12 protein-coding genes and 1 pseudogene are annotated in these 13,003 nt (G+C 66.3%); 7 read left to right on the top strand and 6 right to left on the bottom strand.

What is annotated here, in order from left to right:
• Positions 1-753, bottom strand: a 753-nt coding sequence (mnmD, locus tag ISO4_RS16115) for a tRNA (5-methylaminomethyl-2-thiouridine)(34)-methyltransferase MnmD (protein WP_194856886.1), incomplete at its 3' end; no start/stop codon positions are given.
• Between the two features lie 71 nt (positions 754-824).
• Here mnmD and ISO4_RS16110 point away from each other — a divergent pair.
• Positions 825-1,703 (top strand): AEC family transporter, encoded by an 879-nt coding sequence (locus tag ISO4_RS16110; protein ID WP_194856885.1) that lies wholly within the window; start codon positions 825-827, stop codon positions 1,701-1,703.
• On the opposite strand, the gene ISO4_RS16105 is transcribed toward ISO4_RS16110, so the two are convergent.
• The gene (locus ISO4_RS16105; RefSeq protein WP_194856884.1) at positions 1,700-2,326 is read right to left on the bottom strand and encodes a hypothetical protein; all 627 of its coding nucleotides are present in this window, start codon (positions 2,324-2,326) and stop codon (positions 1,700-1,702) included. The two genes, ISO4_RS16110 and ISO4_RS16105, sit on opposite strands and share 4 nt — an antisense overlap.
• A 183-nt stretch (positions 2,327-2,509) precedes the next feature.
• On the opposite strand from ISO4_RS16105, the gene ISO4_RS17180 reads away from it, so the two are divergent.
• Complete coding sequence (locus ISO4_RS17180; RefSeq protein ID WP_323745400.1) at positions 2,510-5,050, top strand: hybrid sensor histidine kinase/response regulator; 2,541 nt, start codon at positions 2,510-2,512, stop codon at positions 5,048-5,050.
• A 119-nt stretch (positions 5,051-5,169) separates the two neighbouring features.
• Here the strand turns inward: ISO4_RS17180 and ISO4_RS16095 are convergent, their stop codons facing one another.
• Positions 5,170-6,408: an NADH:flavin oxidoreductase/NADH oxidase family protein gene (locus ISO4_RS16095; RefSeq protein ID WP_194856883.1), complete on the bottom strand. Its 1,239-nt coding sequence runs from the start codon at positions 6,406-6,408 to the stop codon at positions 5,170-5,172.
• Positions 6,409-6,544: 136 nt separating this feature from the next.
• On the opposite strand from ISO4_RS16095, the gene cmoB reads away from it, so the two are divergent.
• Positions 6,545-7,510, top strand: coding sequence for a tRNA 5-methoxyuridine(34)/uridine 5-oxyacetic acid(34) synthase CmoB (gene cmoB / locus ISO4_RS16090; protein WP_194856882.1), 966 nt, complete (start codon positions 6,545-6,547; stop codon positions 7,508-7,510).
• A 12-nt stretch (positions 7,511-7,522) separates the two neighbouring features.
• On the opposite strand, the gene ISO4_RS16085 is transcribed toward cmoB, so the two are convergent.
• Positions 7,523-8,314 carry a diguanylate cyclase domain-containing protein gene (locus ISO4_RS16085; protein WP_194856881.1) on the bottom strand — a complete coding sequence of 264 codons (792 nt, stop codon included), beginning with the start codon at positions 8,312-8,314 and terminating at the stop codon, positions 7,523-7,525.
• 201 nt (positions 8,315-8,515) lie between these two features.
• Here ISO4_RS16085 and ISO4_RS16080 point away from each other — a divergent pair, with 201 nt between their 5' ends.
• Entirely contained in the window at positions 8,516-8,830 is a 315-nt protein-coding gene (locus ISO4_RS16080) for a hypothetical protein (protein WP_194856880.1), read from the top strand.
• Positions 8,831-9,002: 172 nt separating this feature from the next.
• Here the strand turns inward: ISO4_RS16080 and ISO4_RS16075 are convergent, their stop codons facing one another.
• Complete coding sequence (locus ISO4_RS16075; protein ID WP_194856879.1) at positions 9,003-9,755, bottom strand: SCP2 sterol-binding domain-containing protein; 753 nt, start codon at positions 9,753-9,755, stop codon at positions 9,003-9,005.
• 242 nt (positions 9,756-9,997) lie between these two features.
• Here ISO4_RS16075 and ISO4_RS16070 point away from each other — a divergent pair, with 242 nt between their 5' ends.
• The 3 genes from ISO4_RS16070 (at position 9,998) to ISO4_RS16060 (ending at position 12,107) form a co-directional block, all read left to right on the top strand.
• Entirely contained in the window at positions 9,998-11,215 is a 1,218-nt protein-coding gene (locus tag ISO4_RS16070) for a DUF445 domain-containing protein (protein WP_142948474.1), read from the top strand.
• Positions 11,216-11,218: 3 nt separating this feature from the next.
• On the top strand, positions 11,219-11,515 hold the full coding sequence (locus ISO4_RS16065; protein ID WP_228548201.1) for a hypothetical protein: 297 nt from the start codon (positions 11,219-11,221) through the stop codon (positions 11,513-11,515).
• A 106-nt stretch (positions 11,516-11,621) separates the two neighbouring features.
• The gene (locus tag ISO4_RS16060) at positions 11,622-12,107 is read left to right on the top strand and encodes a phasin family protein (protein WP_142948475.1); all 486 of its coding nucleotides are present in this window, start codon (positions 11,622-11,624) and stop codon (positions 12,105-12,107) included.
• A 622-nt stretch (positions 12,108-12,729) separates the two neighbouring features.
• Here ISO4_RS16060 and ISO4_RS16055 read toward each other — a convergent pair.
• Positions 12,730-13,003: pseudogene (locus tag ISO4_RS16055) on the bottom strand (long-chain-acyl-CoA synthetase); the annotation flags it as partial.

Below are 13,003 nucleotides of genomic sequence, written 5' to 3'. Positions count from 1 at the left end.
CGGCTGCCAGACCGCGTCACCGAAGTGGCCGGCCAGCATGTGGCGCTTGCCGCCGAAGCCGTCGCGGCGCCGCATGGCGAAGCCCGCCTCGATCAGGCCCCGGCGCACGAAGCCGGCGGCGGTGAAGGTGGCCAGGGTGGCGCCGGGGCGGCTGTGGGCGGCCAGTTCGGCGAACAGGCCGGCCTGCCACATGTCCGGGTTGCGGGCCGGGGCGAAGCCGTCCAGGAACCAGGCGTCCACATCGGCGGGGCACTGGCGCCACAGGGCCTCCGCGTCGCCGAGCATCAGCGTCAGGGTGACGTTGTCCGCCAGTTGCAGCCGGTGGTAGCCGGGGCTGGCGGGCGGGTACTGATCCAGCAGCGCCCGGGCGGGCTCGCCCAGCTCCGGCCAGTGGGCCAGGGCGCGGGCCAGGTCGTCACGCTGCAGCGGGTGCTTTTCCACGGACCACAGTTCGAGGCCGGCGCCGGCCGGCGCCAGCGCCAGAAAGCGCTGGGCGGCCAGCAGCATGTTGAGGCCGGTGCCGAAGCCGGTTTCGCCGATCACGAAGCGGTCGCCGTCGGCGAGGGCGGCGAAGCGCCGGTCCAGTTGGTTGCCGTCGAGGAACACGTAAAGGCTTTCCGCGCGGCCGTCCTGGCGTGAGAAGTAGGGGTCGTCGAAGTCGGTGGCCACCGGGGTGTGGTCCTGCCACTGCAGACGGGCCGGGGTGATCGGCGTGAAATCGGCCTCGGCGGCGCGGGACGGTCCGTTGGACATGGCTGGGCGGGCTCCTCACACTACGCGGCCTGGCGCGCTGCAAACGATTTCTCCGAACGCGGGATCTTACCATGCTAATGAAAATCTGGGCGGTGATGGCACCGGTGCTGGCCTGCGCCGGGGTGGGCTATTTCTGGGGCCGCACCGGGCGCCCGTTCGACACCCGTATGGTGAGCGCGCTGGTCACCAGTGTGGCGACGCCGTGCCTGATTGTGGCGACCCTGGGCCAGTCGGACCTGGACCTGGCGGCGCTGGCCCGCATCACCGGTCTGTTCGCGGCGGTGATGGCACTGACCGGGCTGGGCGCCTGGTTGCTGATACGCGCCGGCGGCCGGCCGGTGCGCGTGTTCCTGCCGGCGCTGACCTTCCCCAACACCGGCAACATGGGCCTGCCGTTGTGTTTGCTGGCGTTCGGCGAACACGGCCTGGCGCTGGCCCTGGCCTGGATGATGCTCACCTCGGTGATCCAGTTTTCCCTGGGATTGGCGGTGGTCAGCGGCGAGGGGCTGTCGTGGCGTTTGCTGCGCCACCCAATCCTGATCTCGGTGGTGGTGGCCGTGGTGATGGTGGTGTTCCAGATCCGCCTGCCGGCCTGGCTGCAGAACAGCGTGGCGCTGATCGGTGACCTGACCATTCCGATGATGTTGATCACCCTGGGCGTGTCGCTGTCGCAATTGCGGGTGCGCGATGCCGGCGGCGGGCTGGTGTTCGCCGCGGCCCGGCTGTTGCTCGGCTTCGGCGCCGCCTGGCTGGTGTGCGAACTGGCCGGCGTGGAGGGTGTGCTGCGCGGGGTGATTCTGATCCAGTCCACCATGCCGGTGGCGGTGTTCAACTATCTGCTGGCGCAGACCTACCGGCAGGGCCCGGAAACGGTGGCGGCGATGGTGGTGTTCTCCACGCTGCTCTCCTTCCTCACGCTGCCGCTGCTGTTGATGGTGGCGCTGCCCTAGCGGGCCGCCTGGTAGGCGCGGAATTCCGCCAGGGCCCGTTTGCTCAGTTGCAGCAGCTCGGTGGTCTTGCGTTCCCGCGAGCCGCTCTCGACGCGCACGAAATGGTCGCCGTCCATGGTCAGCAGCAGCACTTCGTGAAGCGGCCGCCGGCCGGGCTGATTGACCAGGTAGCGGGCGCTGGCGGTGAGGCGGCCTTCCAGGTCGAACAGCCGCTCGCTGGTGAAGCGGATCGACTGGTTGTCGCTGTTGTAGACCCGGTTGATGCGTTGCTGGCGCAGTTGGCCATAGTGGCCGGAGACGATGCGCTCCTGGCCCAGGTCCTGCCAGCCCGCCGGCAGGCCGTAGACGGTCACGGTAAGGCGGGTGCCCGGGTCGCCGAACAGCCACTGGCGCCAGCCGGAGCGGTCGCTGCTGATCTCGCCGTTGCTCTCCAGGCCGGCGAGCTCCGGCGGCCCGCGGAAGCGGTCCAGGGCCAGGGTCTGGCCGGCCAGCTGCCGTGGCAGGCTGCCGCCGTCGCCGCCCTGCAGGGTCCGGATGTTGTTTTCCGGTGCCGGGGCGGCGCAGCCGGCCAGGCTCAACACGGCGCCGGCGAGCAGGGCGAACAGGGTACGGCGAAAGCACATGGTCGGGACTCTTAACCAAGGGGACGAACGAAGGTTCTTTTTTACAGTAACCGCCCCCTGACCGTCACGCGATGGTGGCGTCACTATTGCCAAATTTGTCCTGTAATGCGTCCGGCGCCGTGCTAATTTTTCGGGATGAAGGCCCGGTACGCGAGGACGGGCCGTCGAGCCAAGGAGGCGATGGTGGCACAACGAAAACAATATCCGGCCATCCTGCTGTTAGTGAGCCTGGTCACCGTGCCGTTCCTGGTGGTCGCGGTGCTGTTGTTGCAGTACCGCGTGGGCCTTCACGAAGGCTACCAGCGCATGCTCGACGACGTGCGGATTTTCCGCATCGGCCTGGCGGTGACCGCGCCCCTGGAAGAAACCCGCGACCTGGCCCCGGCCCGGGTGCACCTGGAGGTGCCCGACCTGGAAGCGCGCTTTCTGCGCGCGCGGCGCAACACCGAGGCGCGCTTGGACGACTTCGTGCAGGCGGTGTCCGGCAGCGCCATCCCCAGCCTGCTGGATCAGGTGGTGGTACTGCGCCGGGAGTGGCGCGAGCTGAGGCCGGCCACCGGGCTGGCCGGGCGGGACGTGTCCGGCCCGTTCGATAACGTGGAGCAGATCAACGGCCGCCTGCACAACGCGCTGGCGGCGGTGCTCTACATGGGCGACATCGCCGTGCCCACCCGCCCCAGCCCCAACGAAGCCCTGTCCCTGCCGTTGAACGGGCTGCGCCAGCTCAGCCACGACCTGGGCATCATTCGCGCCATCGCCGTCTACACCAGCCTCAACGGCGGCTACCTGAGCACCGTGGACCTGCGTCAGCTGGAGCGGGCCCTGGCCCGGCTGGAAGAGTTGATTCCCCAGGTGGAGGGGCAGATCCAGGCGCTCGCCTCGCGCACCGGCGAGGCGCGGCTGCGTCAGCAATGGCGGACCACCCACGCGGAATTGGAAAGCTACCTGCAGTGGTCGCGGCAGACGCTGCTGCTGCCGTCGCGGGTAACCGTGACCTGGCAGGAGGCGCTGGCCGAGGGCGGCGATCGCCAGCAGCGCCTGCGCGATCTCAGCGAGGACATCACCGGCGTCGCGGTGATGCTGGTGGAGCAGGGGCGCGGCAAGAGCCTGCGCGACAGCGGGCTGATCGCGGCCGGCCTGCTGGTGCTGTATCTGCTGGTGCTGGTGCTCAGCCTGGTGTTCTTCCACTTCGCCACCCGCGCCATTCGCGGCCGCGCCGAGGTGCGCGCCAAGAGCCAGTTCCTGGCGCGCATGAGCCACGAAATACGCACGCCGCTGAACGGCGTGCTGGGGCTGGCGGAGCTGCTGCGTGAAACCAACCCGTCGCCGCGTCAGCAGGAATACATCGGGCTGATCGAGAACGCCGGCCGTACCCTGAATACGCTGGTCAACGACGTGCTCGATTACGCCAAGCTGGAAGCCGGCAAGCTGGAGCTGGAGCAGTCACCGTTCGATCCCGCCGCGTTGCTGATCGATTGCGCGCACATGTTCAGCCTGCCGGCCAGCGACAACGGCGACCTGGTGCTGGTGGACGCCGACGCGGATATCCCGGCGCAGCTGCGCGGCGACGCGCCCCGGCTGCGCCAGGTGCTCACCAATTTGCTCTCCAATGCGATCAAGTTCACCCGCCACGGCTGGATCCGGGTGGGCGCCCGCTGCCTTGAGGAGCGCGACGGCCGGGCGATGATCGAGTTCACCGTCAGCGACAGCGGCATCGGCATGACCCGCGAGGAGCAGCGCCGGCTGTTCCAGAACTTCAGCCAGGCGTCCGCCTCGGTGGCGCAGCGCTTCGGCGGCACCGGCCTGGGGCTGTCGATCAGCCAGGAGCTGGTGCGCCTGATGGGCGGTGACATCGAAGTGCGCAGCGCGCCGGAGCAGGGCACCACCTTCCGCTTCGTGATTCCGCTGCCGGTGCTGGAAAAAGCGGTGCCGATGCCGGAATGGACCTCGGTGCCGGCGCTGGTGTGGGACCCGGTGGGCAACCTGGGTGAGCTGCTGCAGCGCGACCCGCGCTTCTCCCGGGTGCGGGTGGTGGACGACCTGGCGGCGGTGCAGCGGGCGCTGAGCGAGGACGACAGCGGCCATCTGCTGGTCAACGGCGTCAGCGACGGCGTGCTGCTGGATCAGGGGCTGCGGCCCGCCCGCGAGCGCCACGCCGGGCTGCGGCCGGTACTGCTGTGCGGCATGCGCGAAAGCGGCGAAGTGGTGATGCGCGACGACATCACCCTGGTGCGCCGCGCGGTGCTCACGGTGACCGAACTGCAGCAGTTGATCAGTGACAGCGGGCCGGGCCAGGTGCCGCTGCTGTCGGAACGGGAACCGGTGGACACCCAGGGCGGCCTGCGCGTGCTGGTGGCCGAGGACAACCCGGTCAACCAGATGGTCACGCGCGGCTACCTGGAGCGCCTCGGCGTGCCCGGCCCGGTGCTCAGCGACGACGGCCGCAAGGCCCTGGAAGCGTTCACCGCCGGCGAGGGCCGCTACCGGCTGGTGCTCATGGACCTGGACATGCCCGACATGGACGGCTTCGAAAGCGCCACCCGCATGCGCCGCCTGGAACAGGAAAAAGGCTGGCCCCCGGCGGTGATCCTGGCGCTCAGCGCCCACGTCCTCCCCGAATACGCCGGCCGCATCCGCGACGCCGGCATGGACGGGCAGTTGATCAAGCCGTTGACGCTTAGCGCCATGCAAGCGGCGCTGCACCAATACCTTACGGACAGTTAACAGTTAAGAGTTAACAGTGAATAGCTAAAGCCCTTTGCAGATACGCAGGGTGCTATTGTGAAAACGCAAACCTGTCTGCTACGCACTGTTTTCAACTATTAACTGTTCACTGTTCACTATTAACTGGCTCTAAGGCGCCCCATGCGCAGGCGGCGCCAGCCGATCAGGCCGGCGACCTTGACCAGGGAGCTGAGGCCGCCGGCGTCGGCGAGGGGGGCTTTGCCGCGGGCGATGCGGGCGAGCTGCAGGGTGTACCAGGACACTTCCATCATCGCGGCGTTGTCCACGGCGCGGATGCCGGTGCGGATCGGCGCCACGGCGCTGACCGCGTCTTCGCCGGCGAGCAGGCGGTTGCTGAACGCCGGGTCCAGCACCAGCGGCCGGGCCAGGCCGATCACGTCGGTGGCGCCGTCTTCCAGGGCCGCCGCCATGCCTTCGCGGCTGCGGAAGCCGCCGGTCACCATCAGCGGGACCTTTACCCGTGAGCGCACCTGCTCCGCGTAGCTGAGGAAGTAGGCCTCGCGGCGGCGGGTGGATTCGCGCTGTCCCTGACCGGCCATGCGCGGGGCCTCGTAGGTGCCGCCGGAGATTTCGATCAGGTCGATGCCGCGGGCGTCCAGCGCCTCCACCACCGCCAGGGATTCCTCCTCGGTGAAGCCGCCTTTCTGGAAGTCCGCCGAGTTGAGTTTGATCGATACCGGGAAGTCGTCGCCCACCCGGCGGCGGATCTCGTCGTAGACCTCCAGCACGAAGCGGCGCCGGTTTTCGGCGCTGCCGCCGTAGGCGTCCTCGCGGCGGTTGTGGCGCGGCGACAGGAACTGGCTGACCAGATAGCCGTGGGCGCCGTGGATCTGCACGCCGGAAAAACCGGCCTCCTTGGCGAGCGCGGCGGTTTCGCCGAAGCGGCGCACCAGGTCTTCGATTTCCGCCACGGTGAGCGCCCGCGGCACATGGAAGAAGCGCTTCAGGTTGGGGTCGGAGAACGGTACCGCCGAGGGCGACACGGTCTCGCGGTTAAGCGCCGCCGGCGCCTGCTTGCCGGGATGGTTGATCTGCATCCACAGGTGGGTGCCGTTCTCGCGGCCGGCCCGCGCCCAGGCCTTGAGCCGGTCCATGTCGCGGCGGTCTTCCAGCACCACGTTGCAGGGCTCGCCCAGGGCGCGCCGGTCGATCATCACGTTGCCGGTCACCGACAGGCCGGTGCCGCCCCGGGCCCAGGCCCGGTAGAGGCGGGTGAGCTTGGCGGTGACCCGGTTGTCGGTGGTGCCGAGGGTCTCGCTCATGGCGGACTTGCCCAGCCGGTTCTTCAGCGTCGCGCCGCAGGGCAGCTCGAGGGGTTGGTCCAGCGTCACGGTCATGGGGTTTCCTTACATCGGGCAATGGGAATGTGCACATAGTGCCTGCTTCCCCGGTGAATGCCGTGTCCATACGGGCCAATCTTCGCTCCCACAACGGCCCTTGTGGCGGGGGGCCGGCGCCGGGATAATCCGCGCCATGCTGGATACCTATCTGAATGAACTGGACGCGGTGCTGCCGTCGCTGCTGGGCGAGGGCGGCGCGCCGGTGGCGGCGTTGACCCGCCACCGTTTGCTGGACAAGCCGCACGGCGATCTGCCGCGCTGGCATGACGCCGTGGCGGCGTTGCCGCCGGGGCCGGCGCCGTGCCGGCTGGACCGGGACCGGGTCACCATCGGTGAGCCGGGGGCGGTGGATCCCGATGCCCTGGAGGCGGCCTTGCGCGGGCTGATGCCGTGGCGCAAGGGGCCGTTTGAATTCTTCGGCACGCACATTGATACCGAGTGGCGCTCCGACTGGAAGTGGCAGCGGGTGGCGCCGCACCTGTCCGATCTGCGCGGGCGGCGGGTGCTGGACGTGGGCTGCGGCAGCGGCTACCACGGCTGGCGCATGGCCGGGGCCGGCGCCGCCCAGGTGCTGGGCATCGACCCGACGGTGCTGTTCCTGATGCAGTATCTGGCGGTGAAGCGCTTTACGCCGGAGACGCCGTTCTGGTTCGCGCCGCTGCGTATGGAGGAACTGCCCGCCGGGCTGGCGGCGTTCGATACGGTGTTTTCCATGGGCGTGCTGTACCACCGCCGTTCGCCGCTGGACCATCTGCTGGAATTGCGCGATGCGCTGCGCCCTGGCGGTGAGCTGGTTCTGGAAACGCTGGTGGTGGAAGGGGACGAGCGTGCGGTGCTGATGCCCGAGGGGCGTTACGCGGCGATGCGCAATGTGTTCTTTTTGCCGAGCACCGAGCATTTGGCGGTGTGGCTGCGGCGTTGCGGGTTCGACCGGGTGCGTTGCGTGGACGAGTGCGTGACCACGGTGGACGAGCAGCGGGCCACGGACTGGATGCGCTTTCAGTCGTTGCCGGATTTTCTCGACCCGGACGATCCGACGCGCAGCCGGGAAGGCTACCCGGCGCCACGCCGGGCGGTGATGATCGCCCGCAAGGCGTAGCGCGGCGGCCCGTTAATGGGGGATCAGCGAGGCTTCCAGAAGCTGATCGATCAGCAGCATGCGGGTGCGCTCATCGAGCCGCTGCAGCGCCGGGGAAAGCGTGCTCACCAGGGTGGTGTCGTCGTCGCGCAGCTGATCCACCAGGTCCTTGAGTTGTTGCGGCGAGGCGTGCCCGTTGGCGGCGTCGTCGCGGCGGCGTTGCGGACGGCCGTTCACGGGGCTCTCTTCAGCCGCTTCAGCCGCTTCGCCTGCCTGGTGGTTGATCGCCGGTGCGTTGTGGCTGTCGTCCAGGGCGCGCCGTGACAGCGCCGGGCCGTCGCCGTGTTCGTTTTCGGCGGCGAGCAGGCAGAGCGTGTCCATAAGCAGTTCGCGCACGTTTTCGCGGGCCTGCTCTTCGCTTTGTTCCGGCGTCGGGTTGGCCACGTGCACGGCCATGGCGGTGTCCAGCTGCACGGTGAATTCGTCCAGGGTGAAGCGGGTTTTCTGAAACCACTGCTCCAGCCGGCGGGCCACGCAGGCGGCGCCGGCGGCGCGGGTGCCCGGCAGGCAGAGCACCAGATAGCCCCGTTGCCAGGCGATCAGCGCGTCTTCCATGCGGGTGCGTTGCTGCACCGCCTGGCCCAGTTGTTTTTGCAGACGTTGCAGGCGGTCGCCGCCCAGTTGTTTGCTCAACGACGCCACATCCTTAAGCTGGATGGCGAGCAGCGAGAGCGGTAATCGGTAACGCTGACAAAGAGACAGCAGTTGCGCCAGCGGAGTGAGACTATGGCTCTGAGCGCGGATCGAGGTAGTCCCGGCAGTCATTCAAATATCCCGTGTCGAGTTTATTATCATGCTCCTGCGTATACACGGGCTGTCCTTAGCACTGTTTTTGCGCCATAAATTGGCTGTCGCAGAAAGATAGTAATTGTTTTGCTGAGCAATACTTCCGATTCGTACCAATGGTTACAGTAATGCCCGGCGCTGTTACAAAAGCGGTATCGGGTTGAACCGAAGGGGAACATCATGACCGCGATTTTGCTGTCCGCCGTATTGAGCGCGGCCATCACCTTGACCGTGGTGGCTATTTGGGGACAGGTCTATTTCTTGCCGCGCCTGCGCCGCACCGTTCGTCAGGACATCGACGAGGAGGCCCGCAAGGCCTCCGACCTGATCGCGGAGAGCGTGGAGGAAGCGGTCAAAAGAGGTATCAACGAGGGCGTGCGCAATCTGCCCACGCGGGAAATGCTGGAGGAAACCAGCCGCAGCCTGGCGCGCTCCAGCACCGAGCTGGTGGGCGAGCGCATTGGCCGCTTTTTCGGAAAGAAAGATCGCGACTAACGCGGTGCTATGAGCGGGCCTTTGTGGGAGCGGGCCCTGCCCGCGAAAGGCCGGTGCAGCCGGCCGGCAGGATGCCAGAGAGATATCTAACGGGAGCACAAAAAGCGTCTCTGGCATCCTGCCGGGAGCTTCGCTCCCTTTCGCGGGCAGGGCCCGCTCCTACAAGTCCGGTCTAGCTTTTGGGTCGATGCAGCAGCCGTCCCAGAATCAGCGCCAGCCCCAGGCTGATCATGGCCAGCGACAGATAGTCGTGGGAGAGGGCGGTCCAGGTGGTGTGCCACTGGCCCAGGGCGCGCAGCAGCGACACCAGAATGAGGGTGACGCCGATCACCAGGAAGGCCAGATCGAGGCGGCGGCCGCGGCGCATTTCCCGGCGCAGGCCGCGCACTTCCTCGAGGATGTCTTCCTGCAGCAGTTGCTGGCGGGCCACTTGCGCGGCGAGCTCGCCCAGGTGGTCGGGGATGCCGGCCAGCTTTTCCAGCCAGGCCGGGTCTTCGCGGCGCAGCAGCGAGAGCAGCTCGCGCAGGCGCACGTGGTCGTCCAGCCAGTTGCGCACCAGCGGCCAGAGGCTGAATTCGCTGATGGTGGCCTGCAGGCGTTCCAGGGTGTCGTCCGGGCCGGTGATGCGCAGGCTGTGCTCGGCGTCGCCGCTGTTGGGCGCCAGCAGCCAGTGCAGCATGGCGCCCAGCGCGCCGCGCACGCGCACGTCCACCGGCCCTTCGTAGTCGCTGAGCAGCTCCACGCCGTCTTCGTAGATCAGCACATAGAGCACCCACATGGGGCTTTCGCCGCGCAGGCGCACCACGGTGCCGTCCAGCGCCGCCAGTTGCTCGCGGCCGCGTTCGTCGCCGGTGAGCGCCTGGTTGAGCAGCGTTTCCAGGGCGCCGTACATCAGCAGCCCGGTCAGCGACGAGGGGGAGGACATGGGTATACGAAATCCTTCTGTATCAAGGCGTTGGCCCGCTCGGAAGTATGAGGTATTTGCCGTCGGGTTGCCAAAAATTACGTTATTGTGCTTATTTCGCGCAGGCCGGCTGCTTATACTAGGTTCTTTCACAATTACATAACATTGGCTGTTGTGACTCGGGTCGACGCTCGCGGGAACTGTTCGTCATCTCTTTAGACGGCTAGTCTAGCCTTTTCCCTGGGAGGGGAGTCTCTGCCCACATGCTGGATTCGATTTTTTCCCATCCGGATTTCTGGAAATACTTCAGTATCCCATTCATAGCCGGCGTGGTTGGTTGGACCACCAACTGGATGGCCGTGCAGATGACCTTCTATCCATTGGAGTTCCTCGGCATCCGACCGTTCTTCGGCTGGCAGGGCATCATTCCCTCCAAAGTGGAGAAGATGGCCGCCATCGTGGTGGACAAGACCCTCCAGAAGCTGGGCAGCCTGGACGAGTTTTTCCGGGAGATGGAACCGGAAAAGATCGCCGCCCACCTGACCAAGAGCATCCAGGGCCGTATCGAGGAATACGTCGACGAGGTGATGACCGAGCGCAATGCGGTGCTCTGGGAGAACCTGCCCCTGGCCGTGCGCCGGCGGGTCTACACCCGCGCCCGCCGGGCGATTCCCGCGGTGATGGATAACGTGGTCGACGATATCAGCCACAACCTGGAAAACCTGGTGGACATGAAGCACATGATTGTCGAGCGCATGCGCTCGGACAAGGCGCTCATGGTGCAGCTGTTCCAGGAAGTGGGCGAGCCGGAATTCCGCTTCGTCACCAATTCCGGGTTCTATTTCGGTTTTCTGTTCGGTTTGATCCAGGTACCCATCTTCATCTTCGTGCCCAGCAACTGGGTGCTGCCGCTGTTCGGCTTTATTGTCGGCATCGCCACCAACTGGCTGGCGCTGAACGTGATCTTCCGCCCCCTCAACCCGGTGCGGGTGGGGCCCTTCCGCCTGCAGGGCCTGTTCCTGAAACGGCAGAAGGACGTGGCGGAGTCGTTCGCGCGGCTGACCACCGAAGAGCTGGTGACGCTGCGCAACATCATGCATCAGGTGATCAACGGGCCGCGCGGCGACCGTACCAAGGCGCTGATCAAGCGCCACCTCAAGCCGCTGCTCAACGGCGGCATGGTGCGCACCGCCGCCCAGCTCACCGTGGGCCCGGGCGGTTACGCCGACCTCAAACGGGCGGTGGAAGAGAAGGCCGTGGACCTGGCGGTGGAGCCGTTCGAGGACGACAACTTCAACCGCGAGCGCAGCAGCATTATCGAGCGGCTGATGCGCGACCGCATGCAGGCGCTCAGTTCCGAGGACTTCCAGGATCTGCTGCGGCCGGCCTTCCAGGAGGACGAGTGGATCCTGATTTTGGTGGGCGGCTTCCTGGGCGCCATGGCCGGCCTGGCCCAGCTGATCTTCGTGTTCGGGCTCTGAGCCATGGAGAACGCCACTATCGCCACCGCCGACCTGATCCCGCTGCTGGTGGGCTGCGCGCTGCTGTCGTCGCTGATCACCCTGGCGGTGATCGGCGTGCTGGTGAAGTTCTGGCTGGGGCCGCGCCTGGAGCGCCATATCGACGAGCGCTTCGAGGCCGGCGCCGACCGGCTGACACAGCGCTTCGTGGCGGTGCTCACCGGCAAATCCCGCGAGGTGATCCGCGACCGCGCCCGCGACCTGGCGCGCTTCGTGGGCGGCCGTCGCGGCCGCGACCCGGACGACGAGATCGACCCCTGACCCGCTGTCCCCACCGTCCCGGTGGCGCACCCCTTGTTCGACAATCAATTGGTTTCGCCTGTCATTTTTGACCTATACTCCCCTGGCGTTGATGGAGTAGAGGATCATGGCCGACCACAACAAACCGTCCGATCAGGACCCGCGAACCGACGGCGATGCCGTCCCCGAGCACCAATCCGGAACCCCCGTGGACGAGCGTGGCCACCCGCTGCGCGCGCTCAGCGGTGCGTCCCGCGATCTGCGCAAGTACACCCACCAGATCTGGCTGGCCGGGCTGGGCGCCTTCGCCCGCGCCGAGGAAGAGGGCAGTGGCTTTTTCGATGCCCTGGTGGAAGCCGGCCGCGAGGTGGAACGCCGCGCCAAGGACAAAGCGCCGCGCGTCGGTGAACTGAAGGAGCGGGTGCGCCACCACACCGGCGAGACCATGGACCGCATGGAAAAGGCCTTTGACGACCGGCTCGGCAAGGCGCTGTCCCGGCTGGGCATTCCCAATAAGCGTGAGGTGGATGCCCTGCGACAGCGCGTCCAGGAGCTCACCGACGCCCTGGACCATATCGACAAGGACGATCAGGACCCGCCGACGGGCCGCTAAGCGGCCCTTGTTCACCGTTTCCCACCAGTTTGTTCACACTGTTATCCACAAGCCTGGATAAAACCGGACAAAGCCGCCCCGGCGCGACCCAAACCGGGGCAGGGCGGCGGCGTCCCCGCGCCCGAAAAACGGGCAGCCCGCTTTGCCTTCCAATGACGCATTTTCACTATTGACAGGTTTACCGTGGACCGAAACTGTGCACAGGCCGGTAACAAGTGGGAAAGAAGGTAACAAATCCTTCCAGAAGTGCTGTCTTCACCTATAAATAACGGCTAAGTCTTTGTTTAATAAGGGTTTTCATATTTTGGTTAAAAAAGCGTCAAATAGCCAGAGGGGCCGGATTGCTGCCGCTTGGCCGACTTGTCCGCGCTTTTTCAACAGGTTTATCCACAGTATTTGTGGACAACCCGGCCTGGGGAAAACTCCGTTTCATAGGTCTACCGGCGGCCGGTTGTGACTGGTTAATTTCACCGCATTCTGGGGGACGGCCCGGCAACACCGCCCTGGCCGGGGTCATCCAGTGTTTATTCACAATCTTGTCCACAGGATTTGTGCATAACTTCCGAGGCCATAAAAAAACCCGGCCGGAGCCGGGTTTTTTTGGAAGCGGCGGAGCGCCTGCTTAGAAGCGGTGCTTGCCGTTGTCGATGTCGGCCTGCATTTCCGGGGTGAGACGCTGGTAGCAGCTCTCGCCGGGCAGCAGCACATAGACCGGGTCGTTGTGCTGGTTGAGGTCGTACTTCTCTTCCTTCAGCTTGTTCTTCTGGTGCTTGAAGTGGCCGGTGGTTTCCACTCCGTGGTCGGTGATGCGCAGGAACACGGGGATCGCGTAGGGCGGCAGCTCGCGCTTGAGGTAGGCGCACAGGGCGGGCCAGTCCACTTCCTCGTGCGGGCGG

Origin of the sequence: Alloalcanivorax venustensis ISO4 (genome assembly GCF_015356855.1) — a bacterium.
GTDB classification, from domain to species: Bacteria; Pseudomonadota; Gammaproteobacteria; order Pseudomonadales; family Alcanivoracaceae; genus Alloalcanivorax; species Alloalcanivorax venustensis.
Note: the sequence above shows the minus strand (reverse complement) of the source record. Positions and strands in the feature narration are given on the sequence as shown.

Coding starts and splice junctions, on each gene's coding strand:
- cmoB (WP_194856882.1), top strand. CDS start 6,545: ATGCTGGATACCTATCTGAATGAACTGGACGCGGTGCTGCCGTCGCTG.
- ISO4_RS16060 (WP_142948475.1), top strand. CDS start 11,622: ATGGCCGACCACAACAAACCGTCCGATCAGGACCCGCGAACCGACGGC.
- ISO4_RS16105 (WP_194856884.1), bottom strand. CDS start 2,326: ATGTGCTTTCGCCGTACCCTGTTCGCCCTGCTCGCCGGCGCCGTGTTG.
- ISO4_RS16080 (WP_194856880.1), top strand. CDS start 8,516: ATGACCGCGATTTTGCTGTCCGCCGTATTGAGCGCGGCCATCACCTTG.
- ISO4_RS16065 (WP_228548201.1), top strand. CDS start 11,219: ATGGAGAACGCCACTATCGCCACCGCCGACCTGATCCCGCTGCTGGTG.
- ISO4_RS16110 (WP_194856885.1), top strand. CDS start 825: ATGCTAATGAAAATCTGGGCGGTGATGGCACCGGTGCTGGCCTGCGCC.
- ISO4_RS16095 (WP_194856883.1), bottom strand. CDS start 6,408: ATGACCGTGACGCTGGACCAACCCCTCGAGCTGCCCTGCGGCGCGACG.
- ISO4_RS16075 (WP_194856879.1), bottom strand. CDS start 9,755: ATGTCCTCCCCCTCGTCGCTGACCGGGCTGCTGATGTACGGCGCCCTG.
- ISO4_RS16085 (WP_194856881.1), bottom strand. CDS start 8,314: ATGACTGCCGGGACTACCTCGATCCGCGCTCAGAGCCATAGTCTCACT.
- ISO4_RS16070 (WP_142948474.1), top strand. CDS start 9,998: ATGCTGGATTCGATTTTTTCCCATCCGGATTTCTGGAAATACTTCAGT.